Below are 13,531 nucleotides of genomic sequence, written 5' to 3' on the forward strand. Positions count from 1 at the left end.
GCGAGGGCGTGTGATGCACGATCAGCAAGGTGGGCACACTCCCGAACCCTGCCGTCCGGGCGGCCCGGACCGCAAGCCGGACCGCCCGGGGTGCGGACGTCCCGGGTGCTACCCGGCGCCGGCGGTGACCGCCGGGATGCGTTCCAGGACGCCGCCCGCGAACACGTCGTACAGCGGCAGGGTCTCCAGGTGGACGTAGCCGATGTGGCAGTCGCAGGCGGTGAGGGGGCAGGGGCGCGGGCGCAGGGCCTCGCGGTAGGAGCCGTCGTAGAGGTTTCCCAGTTCGGCGCGGACGAAGTGGCAGCGGCGGACGGTGCCGTCGCCGTCGACGGAGATCACGGACTCCCCGGTGCGGCACGGCAGGCCCGCGCTGGCGTGCGGACGGCGGCTGTAGGGGAACAGCGGGTCCAGTTCGGTCCAGAGGTCGGCCTGGGCGTCGTCGTAGGTGTGGCCCTCCGCGGCGTTGACCCACAGGTACACGTGCGGGGGCAGTTCGGCGCGCAGCCGCCGGGCGGCCTCCAGATGCTCGGGCAGCCCGACGATGCCGACGCTGAAGCGCACGCCGAGCCGGACCAGTTCACGGCACTTGGCGAGAAAGCGCTCGTACGGGGTCTGGCCGGGGTGGTACGTGCACCACAGGGCGAGGGTGTCGGGGTCGGCGTCCGCCAGCCAGTCGGTGCGGCAGCTGAGGTTGGTCTGGATGGCCACGCGGCTGATGTGCGGCTGATGGGAGAGCTCGGTCAGGGTGCGCCGGTACCAGGACCGGACCAGGCCCTCGCCCCACGGGGTGAACAGCAGCGAGAGGCGGTCGGTGGTGCGGTCCGCGGCCCAGGCGGCGAACCGTTCCAGGGCGGCACGGTCCGCGCGCAGCTGCTCCCGGCTGTCGCGGCGCTTGGCGAAGGGGCAGTACGGGCAGTCGTAGTCGCAGGAGGCCAGCGGGCCGCGGTAGAGCAGGGTCAGGTCCATCGGGTGCGCCCTCACTTCCTCTCGTAGGCGGCCATGGCGGCCCGTACGGCCGGGGAGAACAGCTCGGGTCCGATCGCGTCGGAGTGGGCCAGGCCCTCCGGGGTCAGGCGCAGTGTCGCGGACGCGCTCGGGCCGACGGGTTCCAGCCAGCCCAGGGACGCGAAGCGCGCCAGTTCGGGGCCGAAGTCGTCGGCGGGGGTGCGCCCGTCGAACCGGTCGGCGTAGTCGGCGAGCCGCAGTCCCTCCGCCTGGAGCAGCGACTGGAGCAGATGGCGCCTGCGGGCCTCGTCGGAGTCCATCGGGCGGCCGTACTCGGCGTGGGCGAAGTCGGCGGCGGGCCGCGAGACGTAGTCGTCGATGATGGAGCGGATCTCGTGCATGCCGACGGCGTAGTCGAAGGAGTAGTGCAGGCCCGCGGTGTAGGAACGGGCGCCGCAGCCCAGCCCGATCATGCCGTCGGTCTGGCAGGCGTAGTCGTCCGTGCCCTGGGGCGGGGCGTCCGCGCGCCGGAACATACGCATCGACTGCTGCTCGTACCCGTGTGCGAGAAGGTGGTCGCGGCCCACCCGGTACAGCCGCAGGCGCTGCGCGTCCCAGGCCGGGTCGGCGTCGCCCGCGCGGCGGCCCAGGCCGGTCAGCGGGCGGATGTAGAGCGGGTAGAGGTACAGCTCCTCCGGCCGCCAGGCCAGGGCCGCGTCCAGGGAGCGCAGCCAGGACTCGTCCGTCTGGCCGTCGATGCCGTAGATCAGGTCGATGTTGAGCACGGGTATCCGGGCGTCGCGGACCCGGCCGAGGGCCGCCTCGACGTCGGCCCGGCGCTGCGGGCGTACGGCCGCCCGGGCCTCGGTGTCGTCGAAGCTCTGCACGCCCAGGCTCAGGCGGGTGGTGCCGCGGGCGGCCAGTACCTCCAGCCGGTCGGCGCTCGCCGTGGCGGGCGAGGCCTCCACCGAGAGCGGTACGGCCCGCAGGTCGGCGCCCATGCGGTGTTCGGCGATGTCGCACAGCCGCTCCAGCTCGGCGGCGGTGAGGAAGGTCGGGGTGCCGCCGCCGAAGGCCGCGGTGGCGAACCGGACGGGCTCCGAGCCGCCGAGCGCGTCACGCACGGCGGTCGCCTGCCGCTCCAGGGCGTCCAGGTAGGCGCCGGTCAGGCCGTCCGGGGCGCCGATGCGCGTGAACAGGTTGCAGAAGCCGCAGCGGACCTCGCAGAACGGTATGTGGAGGTAGAGCGAGAGGGTGTCCTTCGGCTCCGCCGCCCAGAGCGTGCGCAGCCGGGGGCGGTCGGCCAGTTTCCGGTAGGCCGTCTTGTGCGGGTAGGCGTAGACGTAGCTCTGGTACGGCCTGACGTGCCGCGCGGCTTCGGGGCGCGGGCGGGGGCCGGTCACGGCGGTCATCGGGTGGCCTCCGTCGGGGCGGACGGCGTCGGGGCGGACGCCGGATCGAGCAGGAAGTGGGCGTAGGGCACGGTCCAGACGGACGGGTGGCCGATGCGGTGACCGGTGTAGCCGTCCTCGCCGTACGCGGTGCCGTGGTCGGAGCAGACGATCGCGAAGCAGGGGCGTCTGCTGCTCGCGGCGGCGAACAGGCGGCCGATGTGCCGGTCCACGTACTCCAGGGCGGCGGCGTGCGTCTCGCGGGAGTCGCCCGCCTCCTTGGTGGCGCCGGGCAGGTGGAACCAGTTGGGCTGGTGCAGTGCGGCCACGTTGACGAACAGGAACAGGCGCCGCTCATGGGGAAGTTCGCGGATCAGCCGCTCGGCGCAGGCCACCTGGTTCTCGAAGGAGGTGGGTGACGCGACGCCGAACTCCGGCTCCCAGTGGGACTCCTGGAAGAGTCCGGGCAGGACCGAGCCCAGCGGGCCCTGCTTGTTGAAGAAGCCGACTCCGCCGACGCACGCCGTGTGGTACCCGGCCTCGGCCAGGCCGGAGACGAAGTCCGGGGTGTCGTAGACGAAGGTGCGCTCGGCGGTGGTCTCGCTGCCCGCGAAGCTCGCCGCGAACAGCCGGGGGTGCGGGCCGGGTTCGGCGGGCGTCGGCAGGAAGCCGGCGAACATCGCCTGGTGGGAGGCGTACGTGAAACTCCCCGGGGCGTGCCGGCGCTGCCAGCGGCCGTCGGGGAGATGACGGGCCAGGTTGGGGATGCGGCCGGCCGCGGCCAGTTCGGCGGCGACGTCGTGGCGCAGGGTGTCCAGCGTGACGAGCAGGATGTCGTGGCTGCCGACGATCTCGTTCATGTCGGGGTCGCTCGTGGCCGTGCGGTGCGGCGGGGGCGTCGGTTCAGGCGCTGACATCGGTGGTTCCTGTTCTGTACGGGTCTTGCGGGTCTTGCGGGTCTTGCGGGTCTTGCGAGTGCTGCGGGTCCTGCGGGTCCTGCGGGTTGAGCCGGTCGTACGGTGCGGCCTGCCTCGCGAGCCGGGCCGCCGCTGTGGCAGTGGCAGTGACTGTGGCTGTGGCTGTGGCGGCCGAGGCTATGGGGGGCGGGTGGCGCAGGATCGCGGCCACCTGGGCCGCGTAGGTGTCGCGGCCCTCCGCTCCGCTGCCCGGCAGGCCGGTCAGCCGGGGCAGCAGGTCGCCGAAGGCGTTGACCTCGCCGACCGCGAACCGCCGCCAGCCGACCGCCGGCAGGAGGTCGACGCCCACGCACAGGGTGTTCGGGAAGCAGGCCGCGGCCCGTTCGCACACGTCGAGGACCTCCGTCCAGCGGGCTCCGGCCGCCTCGACTGCCGCACGGGCCTCGTCGAGGTCGCCGCGGCTGCCGCCGAGGTGCAGATTGGTCAGCGGCGAGGCGCTGGTGCGGACCACGGCGTGGGTGGCCCGGCCGGCCACCACGACGACCCGCAGATCGGCGGCCCGGCCCCGCTGGGAGGCCTTGGGATACCAGCGTTCGAGGTGCAGGCCGTCCGGGGCCAGAGCGTCCACGATCGCGGCGACGTCCCGCTCCCGTTCGTAGCGGCGGATCTTGAGGGAGTTGAACAGCCGCCCGTCCGGGGTGAGTTCGACGGAGGTGGTGGCCCTGATCCGTCCGGCGCCGGACGTCTCGACGGCGAGCACCCCGGACGCCGACGAGCCGTGCGCGGGCTTGACGAAGAGCCTCGGCATCCGGTGTGCGCGCATCAGCGCCCGTACGTCGTCCCAGCCGCGCACCGCCACAGGTACCGCCTCCCGCGGCCCCTCCGCCGAGGTGGGGGAAGCGGGAACCGGGACTCCCGCCGCATTCAGCACGGCGTGGCAGCGCCGCTTGTCGAACAGGACCGCCAGTTCGTCCGGGTCGTCGAGGCGGCGGCCGCCGCGCAGCGTGCGCACCGCGCTCATGAAGCCCGCGTACCAGCGTGCCGAGCCCTCGACCCGGGTCGGGTCCCCGGTGCCCCGGAGCAGGCGGTCGACGGCCGGGTTCTCGCCGGGCGAGTCGATGCGGACCACCTCGTCGGCGGCGAAGCCGGCCCCGCCCGAACGCAGCACTTCCTCCCAGGACACGACACGCGGCTCGGGCAGCCCGAACCCGGCGACCGCCGCGCCGAACAGCGCGACCCGGCGGTTCTCGGGGTTGCCGACGACCGCGAGGCGCGGACCGGCGCGGTGCGCCGGTCCCGCCTCATTCGCCGACGGCGACATAGCGTCCCTCCACCCCACGGCTTCGGCGGGTGGCCGGGGTGAGGTCGAGGTCCGTGCCGTGCGGCTCCAGCGACTCCCGCAGCCGCCCGACCAGTTCCCCGGTCATGAAGTGGTGGCGCAGGCTGAGCGAGCTCAGGTGGGTCAGCGGCTGTCCGGACAGCAGGGCGGCGCCGCCCTCGTCGCCGAGCGCGCCCATGCTGAGATCGAGGGAGCGGAGTCCCGCGACGACCGGCGCGGCCGACACCGCCGCCGCTATCCCGTCCTGGATGTCGCTGTTCTGCAGGCCCAGGTGACGCAGGTCCGGGCAGCGTCCCAGGGCGGCCAGCAGCGATTCGACGTCCGCCACCTCGCAGTCGCCGCCGTACCAGGTCGTCCCGAGCCAGAGCTCGAGACGGCGCAGGGCCGGGAACTCGCAGCCGCCCAGGGCGCGTACGGGATCCGGGGCGAGACCGCCGGACTCGATCCGCAGGGTGCGCAGCGCGTCGTGCCGCAGCGGCTCGACCACCAGGTCGTCGGCGCCGCGTATGCCCAGCTCCTCCAGCTCGGGCCAGGCGCGCAGCACGCGGGTGACGGTGCCCTGCTTGATCCAGGAGATCTCCGACTCCTCGGACTCCACGTCCGCGAGGAACAGCGCCCGCAGCCGCGGGAACCGGTGGGCCTCGGCCGCGAGCAGTTCGAGGACCGGGTCGATGCCGTCCTCGTCCCACTCCGTCCACCAGGGTCCGACGACGACGGCGACGACGTCCTCGGTGCGCACCTCGTCCAGGAAGCCGCGCCAGACGCGCTCGAACGGCGTGTCCCAGTCGGCGGCCAGTCTCCAGGCGGCCGAATCGGCCGCCGGCCGGGGAGCGGGGCGGGCGTCACCGGCCGGGACGAAGGTGTGCACGGGCAGGCTGCGGAAGGACGTCAGATGTGAGGGGTAGTAGCCCATGCGCATCCGGTCACTCACCGACGGCGACGTAGCGGTGCACCGTACCGTCCTCGTCGCGGTCCTCGTCGGGGTTGTCGCTGTCCAGGTCCAGCTCGACGCCCGCGGGTTCGAGCGTCTCCCGTATCCGCTGCTGGACGGGCTCGCTCAGGTAGTGGTGGTGCAGGTCGAGCCGCTTCAGGTGGGTGAGCGGCTGCCCCCCGAGCAGCGCGGCCGCGCCGTCGTCGCCCAGGGTGCCCATGGACAGGTCCAGCACCTCCAGGCGGGCCACCACCGGGGCGGACGACACGGCCGCGGCGACCTCGTCCTGGATCTCGCTGTTGCGCAGCGCCAGGTGCCGCAGGCGCGGCAGCCGGGCTCCGGACAGGATCGGCTCCAGGTCGGCGGGCTCGGTGTCGGCCCCGTACCAGGAGGTGCCCAGCCAGAGGTCGAGGTGCTCCAGCGCGGGCAGTTCGCTGCCGCCGATGCCGCGCACCACGCGGACGGGCAGCCCGCCGGTCTGGACCGTCAGTCTGCGCAGCGCGGTGTGGTTGAACGCCTCCAGCCGCAGGCCCGTCCCGCCGCGTACGCCGAACTCCTCCAGCTCGGGGAAACCGGTCAACAGGCCGGTGACATCGGTCTGGTTGATCCAGGAGATCTCGCACTCCTCGTAGACGATGTCGCCGAGGAACAGGCCGCGCAGGGCGGGCAGCCGGTCACGGGCGGCCAGCAGCGCCTCCACGACCTCGGTGGAGGCGCTGTCGTACGCCTCCGTCCAGGCGCCGACGATCAGCGCGCGCACCCGGGTCGTGTCCACCGCGGAACAGAAGCGCTCGAAGGCCGCCGTCCACTCCTCCTCGGCGTCGTAGACGCTGCCGCTGACCCGCCAGGCGACGGAGTCGGGTTCGGGCAGCGCCGTCGTCGCGTCGGCCTCGGGGAAGTCGAAGGCGGGCAGGCCGTGAAACTCCTGCAAGTGCTGGCCGATGGTCATGCGGGCTGCTCCTGACGTGCAACGGATGCGGTGGGCGGTGCGCAGCAGTTCTACCAACAGGCACTGACAGCACGCCTCGGCAGGGTCGGCCGCGGCCCGTTGTCAGTGGCCGTCCGTACGGTCTGTGCATGGAGTCCGGTGCGCCGAGCACCGGGCGGAGGGGAGAGCCGTGTACCGGCAGGGAGACGTGCTGATCGTGCCCGTCGCGGAGGAGACCGTGCCGTCCCATGTGCCGCAGGCGCCGAAGGAGGCGCGGGACACGCGGGGCCGGCTCGTGCTGGCCCTGGGCGAGGTGACCGGCCATGCCCACGCGGTGGTCGGTCCGGGCGAACTGGTTCGTGAGCCGGGGTCGTTCGGGCCGCTGTTGCTGCATCTGCCGGAGGGCGGCCGGGTCGTGCACGAGGAGCATGCGGCGATCACGCTGCCCAAGGGGTGGTTCCGGGTGATCCGGCAGCGGGAGTACGTACCGGGTTCCGTGCGGCTCGTGGCCGACTGAGCGGCGCGGTGGGCCGGGTGAGCGTGACGAGCGGGGAGCGGGAGCGGATGACGGACGTACGCACGGTGGGAGAGACGGCAGTGACGGCAGTGGCGGCAGACCTGGTGGCGGGGGACGTGGACGGGACGGGCGGGGTGCCGGTGGACGCCCTCCGGGGCTGGCGTGCGTGCGCCGCCGCGGCCGAGCCCGCGGACCGCGCCGAGGCGGAGGCGGGCATCCTGCTGGCGTACCGGCAGGCCGGACTGGCCGCGCCGGAGCGGGTGGTGTGGGCGGGTTCCCCGCGCGAGGGCGTGACCCTGGTACGGGCCCTGTCCGACGCGGACCGGGGGGCGAGCGTACGCGAGGCGGTGCGCAACGCGCCCTGGGCGGCCGCACGCCGTACCGCGCACGAGCGGTTGGGGGCCGCGGGGTGGTCGGCCCACTGGTCGGCGACCGGAGGCCGGCTCTGGGACACCACGCAGGCCCTCGTCGAGCGGATCCGCCGGGGTGTGCTGGACGACCTCGCCGGCGACGACCGGAAGGCGCAGACGGAGATCACGCTGATCCTGCTGGACGCACTGCTCGGCCAGCACGACGCGCCGTGGCTCGCCGCTCTGAGCGCGGACGGGTCCGCGCTGGACGGGCCGGCCCGGGTGTGCCGCAGTGCCGGCTGGTGGTGGCCGTTCGAGAAGGTCGCGGTGGTGTGCGAGCGGCCCGTGGCCCTGCACCGGGACGAGGCCGGCCGGCTCGACCGGGGCGACGGCCCGGCTCTCGCCTTCCCTGACGGCTTCGCGCTGCACGCCTGGCGTGGCATGCCGGTGCCTGCCGCGTTCCTCGAGGAGCTGCGCACCCTGACGCCGGAGCGGATCCGCGCCGAGGAGAACGCCGAGCTGCGCCGGGTCATGCTCGAGTACTACGGCTATGACCGCTATCTGAGCGACTCCGGAGCCCGTCCGGTGCACAAGGACGAGACCGGCACGCTCTGGCGGGTCGAACTCGACGGCGACGAGCCGGTCGTGATGGTGGAGGTCGTCAACTCCACACCGGAGCCGGACGGCACGCACCGCACGTACTGGTTGCGGGTGCCGCCGACGACCCGGGAGGCCAGGGAGGGCGTGGCGTGGACGTTCGGCCTGGGGGCCGAGGCGTACGCGCCGCTGCGGGAGACCTGATCCGGTCGCACCTCTGTTCCCGCGGCGCGTGTCGGGCGATGATCCATGCCGTCTCCCGGCACACACCGGGAGTCTCAAGCGAGGAGACGGCACGTGGGCACTGAGGCGGCGGGCGTTCTGGTCACCGGTGGAACCGGGTTCGTGGGCAGTCATCTCGTGCGACGGCTCCTCGAACGCGGCTACCGGGTGCGCACCACGGTCCGCAGCACCGCGGACGCCGCCAAGGTGGGGCCGCTCGCGAAGATGCGGGAGGCCTTCCCCGGGCGGTTGGAGCTCTTCGAGGCGGATCTGCTCGTGGAGAACTCGTTCGACGAGGCGATGCGCGGCTGCCGGGTGGTGTTCCATGTGGCGTCGCCGTTCCTCATGCCGGAGAAGATCAGGGACGGCCGGCGGGACATGGTCGACCCGGCCCTGCTGGGGACCCGCAATGTGCTCGGGAGTATCGAGCGGACCGCGGAGGTCGAGCGGCTCGTGTTCACCTCCACCGTCGGCGCGATCTTCGGTGACTACGCCGATGTACGGGACATGGACGACGAGGTGCTGACGGAGAAGTACTTCAACACCACGAGCACCGTGGACAACAACCCGTACCACTACGCCAAGACCGTCGCCGAGCGGGCGGCATGGGACGCGGAGGCGGCGCAGGACCGCTGGCGCATGGTGTCGGTCAACCCCGGCCTGATACTCGGCCCCTCGCTCACCCCGGCGTCGCGCTCCGGCAGTCTGTTCCTGCTCGACGAGCTGTTCAAGGGCTATTTCTGGTACGGCGCACCGGACTTCAGCTTCACCACCGCCGATGTGCGGGACGTGGCCGACGCCCACATCGCCGCGGCGGAGAACCCCGCCGCCGAGGGCCGGTACATCGTCGCCGCGGAGACGATGACGTCGTTCCACGAGATGTCCCGCATCATCCGCACCCGTCATCCGCGCGGTCTGCGGCTGCCGCGTACGGCCCTGCCGCACTGGCCGGTGCGGATCCTGGGCCCGGCGTTCGGGCTGACGCAGGACTACATCCGCAAGCACCTCGGCATCCGGTTCCGGGTCGACAACAGCCGCAGCGTGCACGAACTGGGCATCGTCTACCGGCCGATCGAGGAGACACTGCTGGAGCACTACGAGGCATGGCTGCGGCAGCGGCACGCCTGAGGCGGAAATCCACGGTGGGGATCGTGGCTGCCAACGGGGGTGCGCTGTACGGACGTCGGGACGGGACGCGATCATGGTCCTCATGTCTCACAACTCGTCCCACAACTCGTCCCACACCTCTCGGCGAAGACTCCTCGCCGTCCTCGCGGCCTCCGCCGCCTCCGTACCGCTCGCCGGAGCGGCCACGGCCCCGGCGCAGGCCGCCGGCAACGGCGCCCTCGCGGACGTCGAGCCGTTCCCGGGTCCGGCCGGACTGTCCGCGGCCCGTTCCTCGGTGACCCTGGCCCCGCTGGACGCCTCCTACTTCACCGCGGCGACGCTCGCCGCCCCGCTCACCACGACGGTGCTGCCGGGCACTCCGGCCCGCACCGAGGTGACCTCCGGCGGCAGGCGGGTCGCGCTGCTCACCCAGGGCGCGCGGACGGTCGTCCTGCCCGGCCCGCAGCGCACGTTCGCGGAGAACAAGCGGCCCTTCGCGGACGACTTCCAGCGCACCCTGCCCGATCTCTCGCTGGACCCGAAGGACCGGAAGTACTGGGGCACCTCTCCCGGCGGCGGCAGCTGGTACGCGCTGGGGCCGGTGGACACCGACTACGCGGTGGTGCCGGGCAGCGGCCTGATCAGCCTCACCACCGACGGCGCGAGCCGGCATGCCAGCCTGCACGACGAGGAGATCACCGACGTCGACGCCCGCTGCACGGTCCGGTTCGACAAGGTGCCCACCGGCCAGGCCTGTTCCGTCGGCCTGACGTTCGGCTACCAGACCACCCACAGCAACTACCGGGCCCGGCTGTCCTTCCTGACCTCGGGGGCGGTCGAGCTGCGCGTCGAGAAGGAGGTCGACGACGCGGTGACCCAGCTGGTCCCCGCCGTCACCCTCGCCACGGGCGTGCCCGCGGGGACGGACTGGACGATCCGGGTGCGGCGGGAGGGCACCCGGATCCGGGCCAGGGCCTGGCGTTCGGCCTCGGCCGAGCCGGCCGCATGGTCCGCCGACGTCGCCGACCCCACCTTCGGCAAGGGCCGGGTGGGCCTGCGCGCCCTGGCCAACACCGGCTGCACGAACCTGCCGGTCACCCTGACCGTCAGCCGCTACGAGGTGGACGCCGCGAACTGGGAGACACCGCCGACCGTCACCCACGGGGACTGGGTGCGGGTGCTGCCGGAGCCGTTCGACGGAACCTGGACGGCGCAGCTGGAGCAGACGATCCGCGGCTGGGCCGGTTCCTGCGCTCCCGACGTCCTGGCCCACGCCGCGATGTTCCTCGGCGGTGCTCCGGCCGTCACGGCCGGGGCCGGACCCGCCCAGGACAGGCAGGTGCTGGGCGAGGCCGGGTACGGCTACCTGGACCCGCAGGGCTACCGGTTCGAAGGCGCCGACTTCCACGAGTACATGAACACGGGCTGGACCTTCCCGGACGGCACCTACGTCAAGGCGTCCAGCAAGCAGGTGGGCAACCTCGACTGCTCGGGTTACACGCGGATGGTGTACGGCTACCACCTGGGCGTGCCGCTGGCCGCCGGGGCGGACACCTCGGGCGAACGGATCCCGCGCAAGTCGCGGGACATCGCCGACTACGCGCCCGGGGTGGTCGTCGACCGCACCGACGGCACCACCGTGCCCGCCGCAGCGCAGCTCCAGCCCGGTGACCTGGTGCTGTTCAACGCCGACTCGGGCGACGACGTCCCGAACGGTCCCGTGACCGTCGACCACGTCGGCATCTACCTCGGCAAGGACGCGGGCGGGCGGCGCCGCTTCCTCTCCAGCCGCAAGACGGTCAACGGGCCCACCATGTCCGACCTGGGCGGGGCGTCGCTGCTCGACGGCACGGGCACGTACGCCACGAAGCTGCACACCGTGCGCCGTATCTGAGCCCGGCGCACGGCCCTTCGACGGTGGGTCAGCCGACGTCCCACAGGAACCGGTGGGTGTGGATCCCGAAGTACGGGAAGGACTGCACCTGCCGGACTCCGTCGATCGGCCTGACGACGTCGTTGACGAAGTCCAGGAGGTCCTTCGGGCCGGGCGTGACCACCTCGGCGAACAGGTCGAAGCCGCCCGAGGTGAGTACGGAGTAGACCACCTCGGGCCGTTCCGCGAGCGCGTCGGCGACCGTGCGCGGGTCGCCGTCCACGCCGATACCGAGCAGTGCCATGGCCTGACCGCCCATGGCCATCGGGTCGGTCACGCCGACGACCTGGACCGCCCGGGAGTCCAGCAGGCGTTGCAGCCGCTGCCGGGCGGCGGAGGCGGACAGGCCGACCTTGGGGCCGAGGTCGGCGTACGCGATACGCCCGTCGGTCTGAAGCTCCCGCAGGATGGCCCGGTCGATCTCGTCCACGTCTGCTGGTTCCCCTTTCCTGCCCGGCGGCTCGCGCCCACCCTATCGGCGCACGTCAGCCGACGAGTTCGGCGAGGGCGGCGGCGAACAGCCCGGTGTGGGTGTCCACGTCCTGCTCCGTGGTGTCGGGGCACATGAGCGCCATGTTGTGGAACGGGGTCAGCAGGATGCCGCGGTTGGCGAGATACAGGTGGAGGAAGTCCTCCAGCTCGGTGTCGCCGGCCGCCGCGGACTCGGCGCCGGTGCGCGGGGCCGGGTCGGCGAAGCGGTACTCGGTGCGCGCCCCGAGGCGGCTGACCGACCAGGGCAGGCCGTGGGCGGCGATGCCTGCCCGCACCCCTGCCTCGAAGCGCGCGGACAGCTCGGACATGTGGGTGAAGGCGTCGTCGGTGAGGACGTGTTCCAGGGTGGCGCGCATCGCGGCGACGGACAGCGCGTTGCCCGCGAGGGTGCCGCCGACCCCGCCCATGTCCACCAGGTCGAGATCGGCGCGGGACAGCAGCCGGTCGGCCAGGTCGGCGGAGAGGCCGTAGGCGCCCGCGGGGATGCCGCCGCCGATCGCCTTGCCGATGGTCAGGACGTCCGGCTCCAGGTCCCAGGCCGCGGTGCAGCCGCCCGGACCGGCGGAGAAGGTGTGCGTCTCGTCGTTGATGAGGAGGGTGCCGTACTGCCGGGTCAGGGCGCGGACCCCGGCCAGGTAGCCGGGTTCGGGGAGCACGATGCCGATGTTGGTCAGCGCGGGCTCCATCAGGACGGCGGCGACGTCGCCGTGGGCGAGTTCGCGCTCCAGCCGCTCCAGGTCGTTGAACTCGGCGACCCGGCTGGTCAGCGTGACGTCGCAGGGCGCACCGACGTTTCCGGGCCGGGCGGCGCCCAGGCCGTCGGGTCCGACGACGATGAGCGACTCGTCGACGCTGCCGTGGTAGCTGTAGCCGTTCACGAGGATCTTGGAGCGGCCGGTGACGGCGCGGGCGAGCCTGATGGCCCAGCGGTTGGCGTCCGTCGCCGTCAGCGAGAAGCTCCACCGGGTGAGCCCGAAGCGGCGGGTCAGCTCCGCGCCGACCCATTCGGCGTCCTCGGTGGGCAGCATCGCGGTCGCGCCGCCCAGCTCGGCGAAGCGGTGCCGGACGGCTTCGGCCACCACCGCCGGCGAGTGGCCGGCCATCGCGCCGGTGTCGCCGAGGCAGAAGTCGATGTACTCGTGCCCGTCGATGTCGGTCACCCTGGCGCCGCGCGCGGTGTCCAGATAGCGCGGGAAGGCACCGGCGGTCTTGTTCATCCAGGTCATCGGCACCCGGCCGAAGAGATGCTCGGACCGCGCATAGGCGGCCTTCGAGCGGGGGTTGCGACGGTCGGCCTCGGCGCTCTCGCGGGCCAGGAGGTGCTGAAGGCGGGTGCGGTCCATGACTACCTCGTAGAGCGACGACGGATGAGCACACAGAGCGTACGACTGAATCGTATGCCGATTCAAGATTCGACGACGGAATCAATTGTCGCGACGACGGATTCGCGTGCGCTGGTCGAGCCGATCGAAGTGCTCGAAGCGCTCGGGCCGACGGGGGCGCGGATCGCGACGGCCGCCGCCCCACCCGCACCCCTTTCGCCTCCGGCCCGGAAAGCGGCGGAGGGAAATGAAGGTCACAATTACGTATCGGACATACCGCACTTCAACCTTCACACGAGCCGCACAAATTAGCTAAGTTGGCGCCAGGCCGCTCGGTTCCTCCGGCGAATCCCGCCGGGCCGCGCTGCCTCCGCCGAGTCCGGTGAACCACTGCGGCCGCCGGAGCCGGGGACCCAACCGATCCTTTGGGGTGAATCGGCCCAACCGCCCTGCGGGGCAAGGGCCGTAGGGCACGCCTTCCGGAACCTCCGCCCGAACCCGACAGCTAACTCGGTAGGCGGAGCACGGAAGGAGTACGTC

The 13,531-nt window shown here is 72.7% G+C and carries 12 protein-coding genes and 1 riboswitch; of the genes, 4 read left to right on the plus strand and 8 right to left on the minus strand.

Features of this window, described 5'->3' with window-relative positions:
• Positions 1 to 108: 108 nt before the first annotated feature.
• From ABT085_RS14465 to ABT085_RS14490, 6 genes are read right to left on the minus strand one after another with little or no spacing between them, the layout of a single operon-like run.
• Entirely contained in the window at positions 109 to 966 is an 858-nt protein-coding gene (locus tag ABT085_RS14465) for an STM4011 family radical SAM protein (RefSeq protein ID WP_351606334.1), read from the minus strand.
• Between the two features lie 11 nt (positions 967 to 977).
• A complete protein-coding gene (locus ABT085_RS14470; protein WP_351606336.1) occupies positions 978 to 2,357 on the minus strand; it encodes an STM4012 family radical SAM protein in 1,380 nt (459 codons plus the stop codon).
• Positions 2,354 to 3,196 carry an STM4013/SEN3800 family hydrolase gene (locus tag ABT085_RS14475; protein ID WP_351606386.1) on the minus strand — a complete coding sequence of 281 codons (843 nt, stop codon included), beginning with the start codon at positions 3,194 to 3,196 and terminating at the stop codon, positions 2,354 to 2,356. Before ABT085_RS14475 ends, ABT085_RS14470 begins: the two co-directional genes overlap by 4 nt.
• Positions 3,197 to 3,239: 43 nt before the next feature.
• A complete protein-coding gene (locus tag ABT085_RS14480) occupies positions 3,240 to 4,574 on the minus strand; it encodes an STM4014 family protein (protein ID WP_351606339.1) in 1,335 nt (444 codons plus the stop codon).
• Positions 4,555 to 5,505 carry an STM4015 family protein gene (locus ABT085_RS14485; protein WP_502982726.1) on the minus strand — a complete coding sequence of 317 codons (951 nt, stop codon included), beginning with the start codon at positions 5,503 to 5,505 and terminating at the stop codon, positions 4,555 to 4,557. Before ABT085_RS14485 ends, ABT085_RS14480 begins: the two co-directional genes overlap by 20 nt.
• A 10-nt stretch (positions 5,506 to 5,515) precedes the next feature.
• A complete protein-coding gene (locus tag ABT085_RS14490) occupies positions 5,516 to 6,472 on the minus strand; it encodes an STM4015 family protein (protein WP_351606345.1) in 957 nt (318 codons plus the stop codon).
• Positions 6,473 to 6,641: 169 nt separating this feature from the next.
• Here ABT085_RS14490 and ABT085_RS14495 point away from each other — a divergent pair, with 169 nt between their 5' ends.
• The 4 genes from ABT085_RS14495 (at position 6,642) to ABT085_RS14510 (ending at position 11,138) form a co-directional block, all read left to right on the plus strand.
• Entirely contained in the window at positions 6,642 to 6,968 is a 327-nt protein-coding gene (locus ABT085_RS14495; RefSeq protein WP_351606347.1) for a DUF8820 family protein, read from the plus strand.
• 47 nt (positions 6,969 to 7,015) lie between these two features.
• Entirely contained in the window at positions 7,016 to 8,119 is a 1,104-nt protein-coding gene (locus ABT085_RS14500) for a DUF6745 domain-containing protein (protein WP_502982727.1), read from the plus strand.
• 93 nt (positions 8,120 to 8,212) lie between these two features.
• Complete coding sequence (locus tag ABT085_RS14505) at positions 8,213 to 9,265, plus strand: NAD-dependent epimerase/dehydratase family protein (RefSeq protein ID WP_351606352.1); 1,053 nt, start codon at positions 8,213 to 8,215, stop codon at positions 9,263 to 9,265.
• 82 nt (positions 9,266 to 9,347) lie between these two features.
• On the plus strand, positions 9,348 to 11,138 hold the full coding sequence (locus ABT085_RS14510) for an NlpC/P60 family protein (RefSeq protein ID WP_351606354.1): 1,791 nt from the start codon (positions 9,348 to 9,350) through the stop codon (positions 11,136 to 11,138).
• Positions 11,139 to 11,166: 28 nt separating this feature from the next.
• Here the strand turns inward: ABT085_RS14510 and ABT085_RS14515 are convergent, their stop codons facing one another.
• Complete coding sequence (locus tag ABT085_RS14515; protein ID WP_351606356.1) at positions 11,167 to 11,607, minus strand: Lrp/AsnC family transcriptional regulator; 441 nt, start codon at positions 11,605 to 11,607, stop codon at positions 11,167 to 11,169.
• 55 nt (positions 11,608 to 11,662) lie between these two features.
• Positions 11,663 to 13,012, minus strand: a complete 1,350-nt coding sequence (locus ABT085_RS14520) for a transaminase (RefSeq protein WP_351606358.1) — start codon at positions 13,010 to 13,012, stop codon at positions 11,663 to 11,665.
• A 340-nt stretch (positions 13,013 to 13,352) separates the two neighbouring features.
• Positions 13,353 to 13,527, plus strand: a riboswitch (cyclic di-AMP (ydaO/yuaA leader).
• The last annotated feature ends 4 nt before the right edge of the window (positions 13,528 to 13,531 follow it).

The organism is Streptomyces sp. NPDC002265, from assembly GCF_040296125.1.
GTDB lineage: Bacteria > Actinomycetota > Actinomycetes > Streptomycetales > Streptomycetaceae > Streptomyces.